The 14465-nt window shown below is 45.1% G+C and carries 15 protein-coding genes and 3 pseudogenes; 4 read left to right on the top strand and 14 right to left on the bottom strand.

From position 1 onward, the window contains the following. Positions 1–119 precede the first annotated feature (119 nt). Positions 120–824: an oligogalacturonate-specific porin KdgM family protein gene (locus tag MES37_RS20295; protein ID WP_064547679.1), complete on the top strand. Its 705-nt coding sequence runs from the start codon at positions 120–122 to the stop codon at positions 822–824. Positions 825–903: 79 nt separating this feature from the next. Here MES37_RS20295 and MES37_RS20290 read toward each other — a convergent pair whose 3' ends face one another. Both MES37_RS20290 and MES37_RS20285 read right to left on the bottom strand, forming a co-directional pair. Beyond that, positions 904–1080 carry a hypothetical protein gene (locus tag MES37_RS20290; RefSeq protein ID WP_166642068.1) on the bottom strand — a complete coding sequence of 59 codons (177 nt, stop codon included), beginning with the start codon at positions 1078–1080 and terminating at the stop codon, positions 904–906. A gap of 133 nt (positions 1081–1213) precedes the next feature. Beyond that, entirely contained in the window at positions 1214–1456 is a 243-nt protein-coding gene (locus tag MES37_RS20285; protein ID WP_064547681.1) for a hypothetical protein, read from the bottom strand. A gap of 353 nt (positions 1457–1809) precedes the next feature. On the opposite strand from MES37_RS20285, the gene MES37_RS20280 reads away from it, so the two are divergent. Beyond that, the gene (locus MES37_RS20280; protein WP_237932522.1) at positions 1810–2085 is read left to right on the top strand and encodes a DUF1471 domain-containing protein; all 276 of its coding nucleotides are present in this window, start codon (positions 1810–1812) and stop codon (positions 2083–2085) included. 237 nt (positions 2086–2322) lie between these two features. Beyond that, positions 2323–2979 carry a VIT1/CCC1 transporter family protein gene (locus tag MES37_RS20275; RefSeq protein WP_064547685.1) on the top strand — a complete coding sequence of 219 codons (657 nt, stop codon included), beginning with the start codon at positions 2323–2325 and terminating at the stop codon, positions 2977–2979. A 497-nt stretch (positions 2980–3476) separates the two neighbouring features. Here MES37_RS20275 and MES37_RS20270 read toward each other — a convergent pair whose 3' ends face one another. From MES37_RS20270 to MES37_RS20220, 11 genes and pseudogenes are all read right to left on the bottom strand, one after another. Beyond that, positions 3477–4352, bottom strand: a complete 876-nt coding sequence (locus MES37_RS20270; RefSeq protein WP_237932521.1) for a 5'-methylthioadenosine/S-adenosylhomocysteine nucleosidase — start codon at positions 4350–4352, stop codon at positions 3477–3479. A gap of 254 nt (positions 4353–4606) precedes the next feature. Then, positions 4607–4816, bottom strand: a pseudogene (locus MES37_RS24990) (hypothetical protein); the annotation flags it as partial. A gap of 327 nt (positions 4817–5143) precedes the next feature. Next, on the bottom strand, positions 5144–6091 hold the full coding sequence (locus MES37_RS20260) for a LysR family transcriptional regulator (RefSeq protein ID WP_133522612.1): 948 nt from the start codon (positions 6089–6091) through the stop codon (positions 5144–5146). 111 nt (positions 6092–6202) lie between these two features. Continuing rightward, positions 6203–6856, bottom strand: a complete 654-nt coding sequence (locus MES37_RS20255) for a DUF1120 domain-containing protein (protein WP_166642069.1) — start codon at positions 6854–6856, stop codon at positions 6203–6205. Between the two features lie 71 nt (positions 6857–6927). Continuing rightward, positions 6928–7596 carry a DUF1120 domain-containing protein gene (locus tag MES37_RS20250; RefSeq protein WP_064547694.1) on the bottom strand — a complete coding sequence of 223 codons (669 nt, stop codon included), beginning with the start codon at positions 7594–7596 and terminating at the stop codon, positions 6928–6930. Between the two features lie 83 nt (positions 7597–7679). After that, entirely contained in the window at positions 7680–8255 is a 576-nt protein-coding gene (locus MES37_RS20245; RefSeq protein ID WP_237932520.1) for a hypothetical protein, read from the bottom strand. Beyond that, on the bottom strand, positions 8252–10666 hold the full coding sequence (locus MES37_RS20240; protein ID WP_237932519.1) for a fimbrial biogenesis usher protein: 2415 nt from the start codon (positions 10664–10666) through the stop codon (positions 8252–8254). The genes MES37_RS20245 and MES37_RS20240 overlap by 4 nt, the downstream gene beginning before the upstream one ends. Before the next feature lie 21 nt (positions 10667–10687). Further along, entirely contained in the window at positions 10688–11401 is a 714-nt protein-coding gene (locus MES37_RS20235) for a fimbria/pilus chaperone family protein (protein WP_121815410.1), read from the bottom strand. Positions 11402–11676: 275 nt separating this feature from the next. Next, positions 11677–12345: a DUF1120 domain-containing protein gene (locus MES37_RS20230; RefSeq protein WP_237932518.1), complete on the bottom strand. Its 669-nt coding sequence runs from the start codon at positions 12343–12345 to the stop codon at positions 11677–11679. A 138-nt stretch (positions 12346–12483) separates the two neighbouring features. Continuing rightward, positions 12484–13164, bottom strand: coding sequence for a DUF1120 domain-containing protein (locus MES37_RS20225; RefSeq protein ID WP_064547701.1), 681 nt, complete (start codon positions 13162–13164; stop codon positions 12484–12486). Positions 13165–13472: 308 nt separating this feature from the next. Next, positions 13473–13856, bottom strand: a complete 384-nt coding sequence (locus tag MES37_RS20220; protein ID WP_237932517.1) for a hypothetical protein — start codon at positions 13854–13856, stop codon at positions 13473–13475. 263 nt (positions 13857–14119) lie between these two features. Here MES37_RS20220 and MES37_RS20215 point away from each other — a divergent pair. Further along, positions 14120–14218: pseudogene (locus MES37_RS20215) on the top strand (hypothetical protein); the annotation flags it as partial. Positions 14219–14330: 112 nt separating this feature from the next. On the opposite strand, the pseudogene MES37_RS20210 reads toward MES37_RS20215, so the two are convergent. Further along, positions 14331–14465 (bottom strand): annotated as a pseudogene (locus MES37_RS20210) (NADP-dependent isocitrate dehydrogenase); the annotation flags it as partial.

Below are 14465 nucleotides of genomic sequence, written 5' to 3'. Positions count from 1 at the left end.
AAACAATTGAAACATGATTTCATTTTCTTGATCAAACTATCTCTTTCTGAAAGCAAAATTAATTAGCATCGTCACCAGTCCGATGACTGATTTTTTAATTCACAACAGGGAAAGACTAAATGAAATGTCTCTTTAAACTTAGTGCTTTAGCTACATTATTAGTTTCAGTTTCTTCAGGTGCGGTTACACTGGATTATCGTCATGAATTTAAACCAGAAAGCGGCACCAACGCTGACAGGATTAAAATAGGCCACACTACTGAAGATGGCTATTTTGCGAGCGTTGAAGGCAAAGTATCTGAAAAAACAGAAGTTGATAAAGAAGGCTACAAAAACGGCATTGAGAAATACAGTGGCAATGGTAGCGAATTTGAATTTGGTAAGAACTTCATCATCAATGATCAGTTAACAATTGCGCCAGCAGTTAACCTTGATGTTGGTGATACCTATATTGGTTACCGCGTGCAGGTTAAAGCCATCTACAATATTAACGATAACTGGATGACATCTCTGCGTTGGCGTCCAGGTATTGAGGTGAGTGAAAACGCCGGTGTTGAGGACAAAAACTATAACCAATTTAACTGGGAACTTGGTTATACCTATCAACAATTCTCTATTGTCGGTGATTTTGAATATCGCTTCACAAATTATGAAGATTATGAAGGCGAGCATAATTATTGGCTCTATAACGTTGTAGCCAGCTATAGCATTGATAAACACTGGAAACCATATACTGAAATCGGATATGTTCCACGTTACAATCAAGACCATGAGAAAGACGAAATGGAAGTTCGTTATCGTATGGGTATCAAATATACTTTCTAAATCCAGATAATAAAAATCCCGCTGACATGGCGGGATTTTTACTGCACTAACCAGGAGTAACTCTTACCCCTTATTGATATCAGTGTTTGATATCACGCTTTTCCTGGCGGCAATCGGCATTGCCAACAAGACCGTCACGACATTCTTGCTTGGCTTCGCGCCCATCTTGGCGCTCTTGAGCCTGCTCCGTTGCCAGTACAGATACTGAAGCCATCAGAGTGGAAGCTGCAAGCAGCATTAAAGCATATTTTTTCATGGGAAATTCCTTACGTGGGTTAGCACACCATTATGGCGGGCACAAATCATACACTTCAGTTGCTTAGCCCGTCGTGCCAGAATAAATACAATTTTAAACTAATATTTATGCACTAATCCCTTCTCAGCACACCTCAGTACTTGATATCACGAGCTTTATCACGACCTTCCTGCTTATGTTGACGGTGGTCCTGTCGGCAATCAGCATTACCAACAAGGCCATCGCGACACTCCTGCTTGACGTTACGTGATGCCTCGCGAGTGGTCTGTCTTACATCACGGCCATCCTGGCGCTGCCGTGACTGCTCAGTGGCCTGTGCGGGTATTGTGGCTATCAGGGTAGAAGCGGCCAACAGGATCAATGCGTATTTCTTCATAGTAGGTCCCCAGAATTGGCAAGTCGCGCCAATATGACGTAGCTAAATTATAGACCCCTCGGGGGTTGCTGCTTAAATCAATACACATTTTCGATTAGGCTGTTGATAAGCCAATCAATATGAACCACCGTGTATTCGTTTCATCTAGTTTATTTTTAATGTAAAAAAAGACTCCAGCCGATCTTCGCTCCGGCATATCGATATATTTTTTAGATTACCTCTTAAAGAAACACCATGAGAAATCGTTCATAAATCGATAATTTATCCACTGTTTATCTTCTCCCTGCATCTACACTTTAAAGTGCCGATAGATTTCGAACGCTCATCCACTTGAGAGTTACGAGGATGTGAAGATGAAAAGATTGATCTATTTATCTATGACGGCGGCTCTTCTGGTACTTCCTGTAACCGCCATAGCAGCGGCCATAGAGACTCCAGCCCAAGAGTTAGCTCATGGAACGACACATCAACAAGAGATGGGTACCATCTCTGCCTGGGGAGATTCCGCTAATGATGTAAAGGTTTTCCTTGGTACAGAGGCAACTCAAAAAGGGGCGACCCGTTATAAAATAATTTCTGAACGCGATATTGAAGGGCAAATATACGGAACAGCAATACTCTACAAATAGTATTCATCCGCATGCTTTATATGTAACGGCTCCTCCGCAAGGAGCCGTATTAGTAAGGTCAGCAGTTGTTGTTTTAAATCTAAAAGTATCTCTTAGACTGTAATTTCGCACTAACTTCTCACATGGTGATATAGCTCAGTTGATAGAGCAGCACTACAATTTGAATATGCTGATTTCTTATTCAGCACATCCAGTTCCGATCCACTCTTTGTGTTAACCATAAAGTGAGTGCTCTCAATGAACCAATCCCGTTTCTCCCCGTTAGACCCAATATCCCGTCACTCCGAGATCCTATTCGGTCTGCTGATGGTGCTCACCTTCACGGGCTGTTTTAACGCCTTCGAAGCGGGAAAGGCAGAGGTCAAGGATCTGCTTATCGCCGGTATCGGCTGTAACATCGCATGGGGGATAATCGATGCCATTGTTTACCTCATCACAACTCTGGCTGAGCGAGGACGTTTAGTGCGCCTGGAGAAAAAACTACGCCAGTTACCGGAAGGTGATTCAGCCGCACTGGAAGCCATGCGCGATGCCCTGCCCCCATTTCTGGCAGAGAATTGCTCTGATGCTGAACTTAAAAGCTGGCAGACGCGATTTAAAGAGTCCCATAGTGTGACGATGGGTCGCATGCTCACCTGGAACGATCTGCGTAACTGCCTGGGGGTTTTCTTACTGGTGTTTCTCTCCACTTTTCCCGTTTTACTGCCATTTATGTTCCTCGACGACACCGTACTGGCTTTGCGTCTTTCCCACGCTATCGCTCTCCTGATGCTGGTGTTACTCGGTCGTGGCCTGGCTCGCTATGCCAGTTCAAGCCGTCCCTGGTTTATCGGCTTTATCTTCGCAGCGGTGGGTACTGTGATCGTCGCCATCACGATTGCTCTGGGGGGGTGAACTCCACCTGCCTGCAACAAGGAAAGAAGAGGTTGCTGAATGATTGGCGCTAAATGTGTAAAGGCCCACCGAAGTGAGCCTTTTCACATTTATTGCTGATAAGTTAGACAGCGTTATGAGTTCGTCGGAGTAAAAAAACGGCCCATTATCATGAGCCAACGACTCATTGCTATCACTCTTATTATGGTAAATCTATTACCTGTCACCCTGGTGATGGCTGACGGAGAGAAGGATAAACAGTTACCTTGCGTGATTATTAGGTTTTTGTGCCAAATCACCTAACTTACCAAAAACACGAATGAAAAAGTCCCGGCTCATGCCGAGGCTAAGTGATCTCAGACACTTCAAGTCTATAGTTTGAAATCTAATGGCACATTTTTGAAAACTTCACACACAGCCTTACTTGGCTGTGCGGGTATATGAACCTGTTTGGCTGCAGCCAGTCAGTTGCTTAACTGACTGGCATTACTGCATAAACAACTCAGCTTTTTCTAAAACTATTTGCTTTTTAGTGTTGAAATATAATGCTTAACCACTTCATAAACATAATCCTGGTTTCCTTCCGCTGTTGCCGGGTTATATTTACCACCATTGCTTTTATTATTGGACAGAACTCTTATACCCAAGAATTTCACACCATAAGCGCTTGCAATTTGTGCACCTGCAGCACCTTCCATTTCTTCTACAGATGAACCGTAATTCACATGAAACCAATTAATTCGATCAATTTCATCATTCCAAAAATCTGATGAAGCAATAGTCCCTTCCACAACCTTACCTTTTGTATAGATATTTTTCACCGCAATAGCAGATGCCAGTAAGTCCTTATCACCTTCGTAATAACGAATTTTTTTAGCATTAGGATCTGATCCACTACCTTCAGAAGCCATTAAGTCCATTGGCCCCCAGGTCATTGGGTTGCTTCCCTGATTTTTACCTAAATCACCTGATTTCAGAGAACCCGTATTTACCGTTCTTTTTCCCAGGACAATGTCACCCACATTTAAATCAGGATCATGCCCACCGGATGTCCCCTGGTTAATAATAGCAATAGGGTGATATTTCTCAATTGCTATAGCGGTATTAGCAGCTGTATTCTCCATCCCTTTACCGGTTTTAGAAACTATAACTGGGTAATTATCCAGCGTACCTATATAAAATACAAAGCTCCCTGATTTCTCAATTTTTACATCAGTTAATTTTTTGGCGAATTTTTCAGCTTCAATAGGCATTGGCCCTTGAATAAGGATTGGCCTTTCCTCAATTTTTTCTTTTTCTGCCGCTAACACCGTTGCAGGAACCCATCCAGCAATACATGCGACGACTAAGCCAGATGTCGCAAACGAAGCTATTTTCTTAACATACTCTCTCATAAATTAATATCCGTTAGTTGTTATTTAATTACCTAAATACTGTCCCACTGAAAAACCTGGTAACCCTGGCTGAAACTCAATGTCATAGCTTTCATTAACGAAACAATGCGCATCCGCATTGTAGAAATATTTTAGCCGCACTCAACTGGAGATTCGTTTTTTAATAAATATAATTTCACAACAGGAACCGGTTGCCGCCATTTTCAGCTAACCCCCATTGATATAGTAATATTACTCTGAGGGGAATTATTTCGTTATGCCATAGTGTGTTGGTCAGTAGAAATATGGTGCAGTTTGGGGTTCTTGTGAAAGCATAAAAAACGGGAGCACCAGGCTCCCGTTTTGAAATCAGAGAAATCGTAAGTTACGGTCTTAGCGTTAATCGCGCCTTCCATACCTTTAACGATCAGGTCAGCCGCTTCGAACCATTCCATATGACTGAACATTACATTCAGGGAAATAACTCAACTATTTGAAAATATTGAAAAATACAATCTCAAGTTTGTACTCTGCTTACTAAAACCACCCTTCGTTAAGTTACTGTTTCTCAAATAGTTAATTTTAGTTTTGGGGATGATTGGTCGTGGAGCGCTTTTATCATGAACATGAAGACGGGGAGTTATTGTCATTGATACGGATACAGTTGACCTCTGCACTCATCAATCCGGCATCGACTGTAGTAATTGGACCACCCGATTTTGTACTTCCGAGCGACGGAGAGTTGATCAATGCCCGCCATGCCAACCCATTCTTAACACGGAAAGCCTCTGCATCCATACCGTTGCCACTAATTAATATGGCAAAGAGAAATGTTCTTGCAAACCGGACACTACTTTGGCAAGGAACGGACTGTTCAGTGCGCTTTTGTTGTACACCATATATATCGGCACTGATGGCAGGAGAAATTCAGTTTCCAGCATCTTTAGGTTGTAACACTCTTTATATTTATTGAACGCGCTTAAAGGGGCAAAAGTCACCGCATCCGACTGCTCAACAAAACTCAGGGCAGCCATAGTGGATGTAGCCTGAAAACGAAATTTTCTCTGCATATTAATCGCATTTTCTATTTCGGTTTTAGCCGCGCTTATTTCGGTGCTATCCGATGTGATACTGACAAATCGTTCGTTGGGTACATCACTGAACATGAGTGTACTTTTAAGCCGGGGATGCGATTGCGAACAGACAGCGACAAATTGTTCCTCGTAAATCTTGTAAGTATTTCGTGACATATTACTATGCGGGCTGACATCAAAAACAATATCCGCCTTTCTGAAAGTCAACACATCATCTACCGACTCTACAGAATTATTATTATTGTCATGAACCAAATGACTTTCTGGGGATATTTTATCCATGATTTTTATTAACGGACCGAGAATTCTTGTTGCTAAAAAAAGAGAACAGTTGATCACCAACTTGTTCTTATTCTCGTTATCATTCTCATTTTTTAAATCGTGAAACTGAGAAACCAAATCGTCATAGGTCCCACCCAATTTTTCATGAATATAGGTAGCATTTATGGTGGGTTTCAACCCTTGACCCTGGCGAATAAAAAGCGGGTCGCCAAAATAAACGCGTAATCGACCTAAAGCCTGGCTTATGGCCGCAGGGGTAGTGCTCAGCACATTTGCGGTGGTGGTCACACTGCCATACAAATAAACAGCTTCAAAAACATTCAGGAGGTTAAGGTCGAATCCCTTCATGGTGATAAAACCATCAACAGCATGACTTTTTTTCATGGAAAAGCTCTCATCTTAGAATATTCCTTAAGTATAGCTTTGATATTGAAACCATAGTGTAAACCCGCATTTGTACGCGAGTTTACACATTTATGCTGTTACCCAAAGCTCTTAAAGATAAATCAAGCTAAAAGTCAGCTGACCATCAATCGGCGTATTATCGATAAGTCCAAGAGTATCCGTTGCCTGAATCCCCGCAGTGACCCCCATCGGGAATTCTGCTGTTGTAAATGCAATAGGGTCCAGGCCAGTCCCTACCGTCATAATACGCCAGTTGTCTTGCTGAAGTGACTGCGCATAGAAGCCACCGCAATCTGTCCATGATCTATCAGGGTTCGAGAAGTTATCTTTCTGTATATAAATTAGATTCGCATTCACGCCATCTGCAGTTACTGCGCTGTTATTAAGCTGCACGGCATAAGATCCAATATTCACGCCCGTGGCTGTTTTTCCCAGACCAAAATTATAGGCGGGGTCAACATTAATGTTATACAATGCCGCATCACTATCCTGACGATCGTCATTAGAGCTGAATCCTACTTTCGTCGGAGAAACACAATTTATGGTTAGTGTGATGTTTTTCGTCTCAAGCTTAGTTGCAGAAGTAGGGTTTAAAGTACTGGCAACTATATTCCCGTAATCAATAACGCCACCGTTACTGAATGTGGGTGTGCAAGACGCGGTTAATATTTTCCCCTCAACCTTAAGCGGAATGCTCCCTGCAGCATAAGAAGAATTAGCCAGGCTAAGAATGACACTGGCCATCATTATGTTCCGCATAAATATCCTTTGATTTTGTTAATTAATAAAAAAAACGTGATTCGTTTTTCGTACCACTAGAGGTAAAAGAGGCTAATTGTCATTTCACCATCCAACGATGTTGTGTCAGTAATAGCCAGTGTATCAGTCGGCTGCACCGTCGCTGCAACTTCCAGAGAAAATGTTGCGCTGTTAAAAGCTACTGGTTCATTAAAACTGCCGAAAGAGGTCACTATGGAGTCACTGCCCCTTAAGACACCCATACTTGTATTCCAGTCACCTGGATTACTGCCAGTCCCCCTGGACATCAGCTGTGCTGTCGAACCATCAACGTTTATTGAAGAGGCGTCAACCCACACACCATAAGAACCGATTCCGATATTCTCTGCGGTTTTTCCTAAACCAAAGAGGTTGTCGTGGTTGGTCACAACATTTCCATTGCTGAACTCGACACTATTATAAGGATTACCCTCTTCATGATTGGAGATAACGGTAAAACCAACCTTGGTGGCTGAATCACACGTAATACTGAGGCTAATATCTTTTTGGCCCAAACTATTGGGTTGCGTCGAGCTTAGGGAGCTAACTTGAATCGTGCCAAAATCCACAATCCCGCCATTGCTCAGCGTGGGAGTGCAGGCTGAAGTGGTCAATGTCCCCTGCACCTTAAGAGTGGTGCTGGTTTCACCCGCAAAAGCGGAGCTGGTTGCCATGGTAAGTAAAGTGGCGAAAAGTAATTTATTCATTTCGATGATCTTCAATTTGGAATGGAGCTAAGTGAGAAATACCCTTTAAAAGAAAACGAGAATTCCTCTCCCGCCGCAGTCATTTATTGATCGTCGATCATCACCAGACCGATATCCGAAGTCAGTGTTGTACGGTCAGACACCTTAAACTCACTCTCTTTCAATACCGGAGTTAGTGTCAGCCTGAAATTCATTTGCTGCCCTTGCACCGCAGAGTTGCCATTAACGGCCATAATCCCTTCACGGTTATGAACCAGCAGTTCTTCCGCGGCGCTGCCGTCCGGCAAAAAGCTGCCGGGATTAACGGTTTTCGCCATCGGGTAGTGTTGCCCGTCAACCATCAGCTGCGACACTTTGCCGCTAAGGCCGCTCTGGCTGCCAAACCTGAAATAGCCTTTATCCCCTGCGTTACCGTGGAAGAACACCGCCATTTTGCGAGGCGTGCTACAGAACACGTTGACGTTAATGTCCTTCTCCTGCATCACGCTCCAGCCTTGCCCGGTCTTTACCGCCTCGTCCTGGCGCAATACCTGTAAATCCACTTCGGGTTGCGAAAGCGTCATCTGGCAATCGCTGTTTGCAAAGCTGGCGGGTACGGCCATAAAGCTACTGATAACCGCCAGCGCGCCGATCGTTGTGATTCGGGAAAATGTTCTCATCGGCATACGCCCTCTGTTTCTTCGTAAAAGGCTTCCTTGTCCTGTTTGTCTGCCAGCTTCCAGTCGATTTGGCACTGTCGTTTACCGTCATCATTGGTGACATAAAGTGCAGAAATCCCTTCTACATCGTTCAGGAAGACATGACCATCATCCACCACGGTAACCACGTAATTGCCCTTCTCATCCACCACTGAGCTCCCTTTACTTAACAACTGACCATCCGGATGTTTCACCTGAATCATGACCCTGCGCGAGTTCATCACTTTGAAACCGACTTTCCCGACCGAACCATGCCCCGCTGCAACCATCTTGGTGCCGTTTGCCAGATCCATGCTCTGAGGCAATGTGTTGCCGTTAATTTCGATACGCGCATTGCGATACAGCGGCATACCCGGTATTACCGCCTGCCCCCAGGCATCCGTCCAGACCGTGCCCTGTGGGGTGGAAATTTCAATGCCGCTCACAGGCTCGCTCAAGCTGGCAATCGCAAAGGTGTCTTTCACCGCATAAGGCGAGAAGGTTACACCGTCGTCGTGCATCACGATTCCCCCGCTGAGGCTCATGTTGTAATTGCTTTGATGATCGTTACTGCCACCCGCCCCGACACTCAGTTGCGTGTAGTGGAGGTTGGAATTGATGTTGCCATTGAAGCTGGTGTTGTTGTCGTTCTGATCTTGATCGACGGAAATCGAGTAATTGCTGTTCTTCGTGATCTCGCCGCTGGTGGAGACACCGTACGAGGTGTCATCCCCTTGTTTACGCATGTGCGTACTAATGCTTTGCGAGCCAATCGGGATACTGACGTTGACATAAAAGAGATCTTCATCTTCCTGGTCTTCGTCGGTACTCCCCACCTGGCTTTGCCAGTTAACCTGTACCGAGGCGTATTTGAACGTCTTCCCCCACGAGGCATTAACATAGCGGGAATCTTCATTATCATCAGTGCCTTTATTCAGGCTGTAACCGAGGGAAAATGTCCCTAACGGCCCCTGGCTCCAGCTAACCGAGGAGCTAAAGCTGCTCTGATAACTGTTGTAATCGTCATTCATGGCATCGGTTAGCTCGCGGTAATCCGCGGAATATTTTGCCGCAGCGAGCGATACCGACAACGAATTCACCGGCGAAAAGCTGGTGGACAGTTCGCTTTTCGTGCCCTGACTCGAATCACCAAAAGATTCTTTACTGGCCAGCAGACTGGCCCCCACCGTCCAGTTGTTCGACGGGAGATAATCGATCATGGCACCCGCAGCCTGGTAATCAGCGGCCAGTACGCCCGACGCGGTCAGGTTAAAGTTGGGGCTAAGGCTCCAGCCATCTGACAAATTAGCCACAGTCGGGTCACTGTAATCAGAATCGGTATCCCTGACTCTCCCCACCGACATCGAAAACCCCAATGGCCGGGAAAGCCGCTTTGCGTTAAGGCTGGAAGCAGGGATAACGAAATGGTTGGTGGTGCCGTCAGTCTCCACCACGGTAACGTCCAGATCGGTATTGGTACGCACAATCGGCACGTTATCCAGCGCGAATGGCCCTGCGGGAACTAGCGTTGAATAAATCAACTGGCCGGTCTGGCGGATTTCAACACGCGCCTGAGGCATACGCGCAATCCCGCTTACCGTTACACCAGAATCACCGGCAATTAAGGCGCTTTCCGGCGTTAACAGGAAACCGTTAATCGGTGCTCCAGCAAACAGACCGGAATTGGCGTTGACCTGCCCTATCTGCAACTGCATTTTTTGGTCGACAAAAGTGTGCGCCGCGTAGGTGTACAGGCTGTTAGCAGAAATGTTTCCATCGCTATCGGTAAAGACATAATTGCTGCGTACAAACCAGTCGGCGATATTCACGCCCGCTTCCAGCTGTGCCTGGCTGTAATCAGAACTGCCACCGTCGTAATGGCTGGAGGTGCTGAACAAGTTGTAGTTCAGCATCCCTGCCGTGCCACCGTGGATAACATTCGCCGGCGTATTATCCAGCGAGTTATTCACCGCTTCCGGTGGTACCACCAGATCCAGCCGTTCCGCGTTAGGCACCGGCGTTATCGTGGCACCTGGATATTCTTCGCGATAGTCATGGCATGACTGCGGATCGGGATCTTTTATGGTTTGCAGGCCGGCTGCCGACAAAAATTCATTATCAACACACAGCTCGCCCTGCGGTCCAAAACGGACCGCCAGCGTGCCTTTATCTTTGCCATTCACTTTCAGAGAAACCGAATGCATACCCGGTAAGAATTTTGCTTCATTAGCAAAATAGCTATTAACACTGGAATCGACTCCACGTTGTTTCAGGATATTGGTATCAAAAGTATATTCTCGTGCGTAAGCATGCGTACTTATTAATATCACCACGGGTAGCGCACTTTTTAGCAATGCGTTTACGTAGAGAGATACAGTTGATAATTTAAACATTAAGTTTTCTCAATAGGTCAATTATTTATTAAGTGGCGCGGTATAACTCGGCACATCAATGCCGTAACGGCTGGCCGGAGTGAATTTCAACTGGTTGTCACTGCCTGGTGATTTATTCAGTGTGGCGGTCATAGTTTCGCCCGGCAGAATATAACTTTTCGCCAGTTTCGCGCGGGAAGAAGAAGGCAGCGTTTCAACGCCCTGCCCCATGCGCACGACATATGGGCTCGGGTTTTTCACCGTCAGCGTGTTGCCCGCAGTGGACCATTTCAGTAATGTCCAGGCGTCTTTCACTACCGGCAGGTTTTTCGGGTGGATTAGAACCGGAATATCCTGGCGCAGGTTAAAACCAATCTTCATATTCTTTGACGGGTCTTTCGGTGGAATACCTTCAAATACCACGCGTTTTAAATGCTCGGTGGTCAGCGGTGCGTCGGTACGCAGAATAAAACGCAATTGCTGAGTCTGGCCGGGTTCAACACGCACAACGGGCTGGGTTACCGTCAAATGTGTGCCTTTATCGTCCGGTAAATCGTTAATCGTGGTGTAAAGCAAATTAGGTAAAGAGTCGGTATTGGTGAGGTTAATTGTTCCGCCATTCTCAGACTCTTCAATCAGCAGCAACGATGTTTCAGGCACCAAACCTGCTGCTATTGTCGGAGTCATATGCGTTGCGGCAAAAAACAAAGGCAGACTCAACATCACAGCACGAGATAATTTAGAAGTTGAAAACATATTCAGTTAATCCTGTAATAATGCCCAGAGTGTTGGGCAATTAGTTGGTTACTGAAGCAAATAACAATGAGTCGCTTCAGACTGGGAATAAAATAAAACCACTTTCATCAGCCTTATTTTCACAAATAATAAATACCAGCCAGTCCGTGCGGCAGTAACAAAGTCATTTTTAATTAATGGTGTTTGTCAGATGAAAATATATGCTGCTTATAAATCAATATTAAAACTAGCAGGGGCTGATTGCCCCCGCTAAAGCTTGAGAAACAACGGTGTTATTAGAGGTAAACCAGGCTAAATGTCATTTCACCATCCAGCGCAGTTTCATCAGTCAAACTCAGTGTTTCGGTTGGCTGAATTGCTGCTGCTACCGTCATAGGGAAAACACCAGTGATGAAAGCTTTAGGTGTTGTAGGGTCACCAACGGTGATCGTACGGAAATCACTGTCCTGCAAAGTACCGGCACTCGCGGTCCATCCTGCTCCTTCCGCATGATCCTTTTGCTGATAAATAATCGGTGTCACAATGCCATCGGCGGTAACGTTATTTGAATCAACGCGAATACCATAAGAGCCAATGCCCACACCCTCTGCTGTCTGACCCAGGCCGAAGATATTACTAGGGTTACCCAGAACAATACCGCTATCAAATTTCACCGAAATATTCGGGTCGATATCTTTACGGGTATCTTCATTGGTAAAACCAACCTTGGTAGCTGAATCACACTCAATAGTCAGCGTAATATGCTTGTCACCCATTTGGTTTACTTCTGTTGCGCTCAGTGCACTTACAGAGATATCGCCGTAATCAACCGCACCACCATCACTTAAAGAAGGGGTACAGGCTGCAGCAACCAATTTACCCTGTACTTTAAGCTGGGTTGTTTCCGCCGCATAAGAAGAGCAAGTAGCAGCTGCCACTAATGTAGCCAGAATTATTTTCTTCATGTAAAACCTCATTTTGAATGTGAATATTAGAGGGTGGCTAATACGAACCTTAAATTAAGGCTCTATCCTTCCATCATAATTTTTAACATAGAGGGCATTAAGCCCTCTGAAATACGTAGATTAAATAACTAATGAATATCAGAGGTAAACCAGGCTGATAGTTGTCTGGCCATCCAGAATGGTTTCATCAGTAATGGCCAGGTTAGTGCTGTTATCAACCGCAGCGGTCACTAACAATGGGAATGAAGCCTGGGTGAAGGCGACTGGAGCCAGTGAACCACTCTCAGCCACAGTCATATTACGGATAAAGCCGCCGTTGCCATTCAACATGCTACCGGTTGCTGATTTGCTCCATACGGTGCCGTCATCGGTGCTGATTGCGTCTTTAGCTGCGCCGTCAGCCGTCACAGAAGGGACGTTTACAGTAACTGCATAAGCACCGATATTCACGCCTTCTGCGGTTTTGCCCAGGCCATATTGCGCTGCTGCTTCAGCAGTATTCCCGCCGATGGCATCAGCATTCACAATTTCAATATTGTTGAGAGAATCATTTCTGTCATCAGATGTTGTCCATGCAACTTTAGCCGCAGAATCACAAGTGATAGAAAGGGTAATATTTTTCTGACCCAATTGAGTCACGTCAGTAGCAGATAATTCGCCAAGGCTAATTGCGCCAAAATCTACAACGCCGCCATTGCTCAGGTTTGGCGTACAGGCAGCGGTAATGATCTTGCCTTGTACTTTAAGTGTTGTAGTTTCTGCAGCATAAGAGGAAGATGCCGCAGCAGCAATCAAACTCGCCAGAATAATTTTTTTCATGAGTAGTCCTTTCATTCATATTGGTGGGGAATTTAAAAAGGTAGTTAAATAAAACATTCATATATTCGCTGCCTTTCGATGGGAAGCATTATCCCCACAAATGAATGAACAGAATAGCACCCTGGACGATAATCAGGTTTTAATGCTTTCTTAATTATCTATGCATGTTGTTGTTTTTTAACAAAAAAAATCACCATTCATTATTTGAAAATCCAAATAAACGACTCTATTTAAAGAATATAAATAACACCAATTATTTGAGTTAATGCACATATATCATTTATCACGCTGGCGTATTGAGATATAACTCATTCGAGATCCAGACTGACTAAAAAACCCTGATTCATCAGGTCTATGTTTAATCGCGAGATATGCCAGTCTTTGTCTTCCGTGCTGCCAAATCCCTGTGTCGTAATCAGGTTCATTAGCTCGGGTGTCGCGACCAAACCAACATTCATGCCCATCAACCTCTTTTTACTAGCTGTCGAAAAACCTGCTGCGACTTCACGGGCAGACTGTAGATCTGGTTGCGGCCAGGAATACTGGACCACTGGCTCTCCACTGCCAATTCTGAGTATTTTGGTTTTACCGCCGACCGTCGTGACAGATTCACGTGGAATGATAACCCAGCGGTCGTGTGTCACTTTACTCAGCGCACCGTAGCGCTCTGCCAGTCGCGTTAGCAGATTCATATCGCTCCCACCCAACTGATCAATGTGCTCAATCCGGATGTTGGCCAGCTCCTCAGGTACACCCACCGTTAACTGGTGCTCAGCGGAAATGGATTTGACGATATCCCCAGGCTGACGCCTGGCCAGGAGCGCGTTTTTTGAGACGGCAGCGTACTGTGGCCACGGGAATTGGTTTTTGAATAGGCGCGCGGCATGACCTTAAAAATATGAGGCGAAGTGGCTGAACCGCCAGAAGCCAACGCGTCCACAATGTAGGTCCCTTTACCCAAAGACTGCTTGGCCACCGCTCCAGGAAAATGACTGATAAATACAACGATGATCGCGGAAAAGACTGGACCATAGTAGAAGTAAAAACAGGATAAAAAAGTCGGAGTTTTGGGGAATGTTTTGGGGAATGTTTTGGGGAAGATATTTTGTGAAGGTATAAAAAACGGGAGCACCAGGCTCCCGCTTCGAAATCAGCGAAATCGCTAATTACATATGCTTGATCATCGCGTCGCCAAACTCTGAACATTTCAGCAGCTTCGCGCCATCCATCAGACGTTCGAAATCGTAAGTTACGGTTTTAGCGTTAATCGCGCCTTCCATACCTTTAACAATTAAGTCAGC

The organism is Buttiauxella sp. S19-1 (assembly GCF_022134725.1).
Classification (GTDB): Bacteria; Pseudomonadota; Gammaproteobacteria; order Enterobacterales; family Enterobacteriaceae; genus Buttiauxella; species Buttiauxella ferragutiae.
This window is presented reverse-complemented; position numbering and strand designations above follow the sequence as displayed.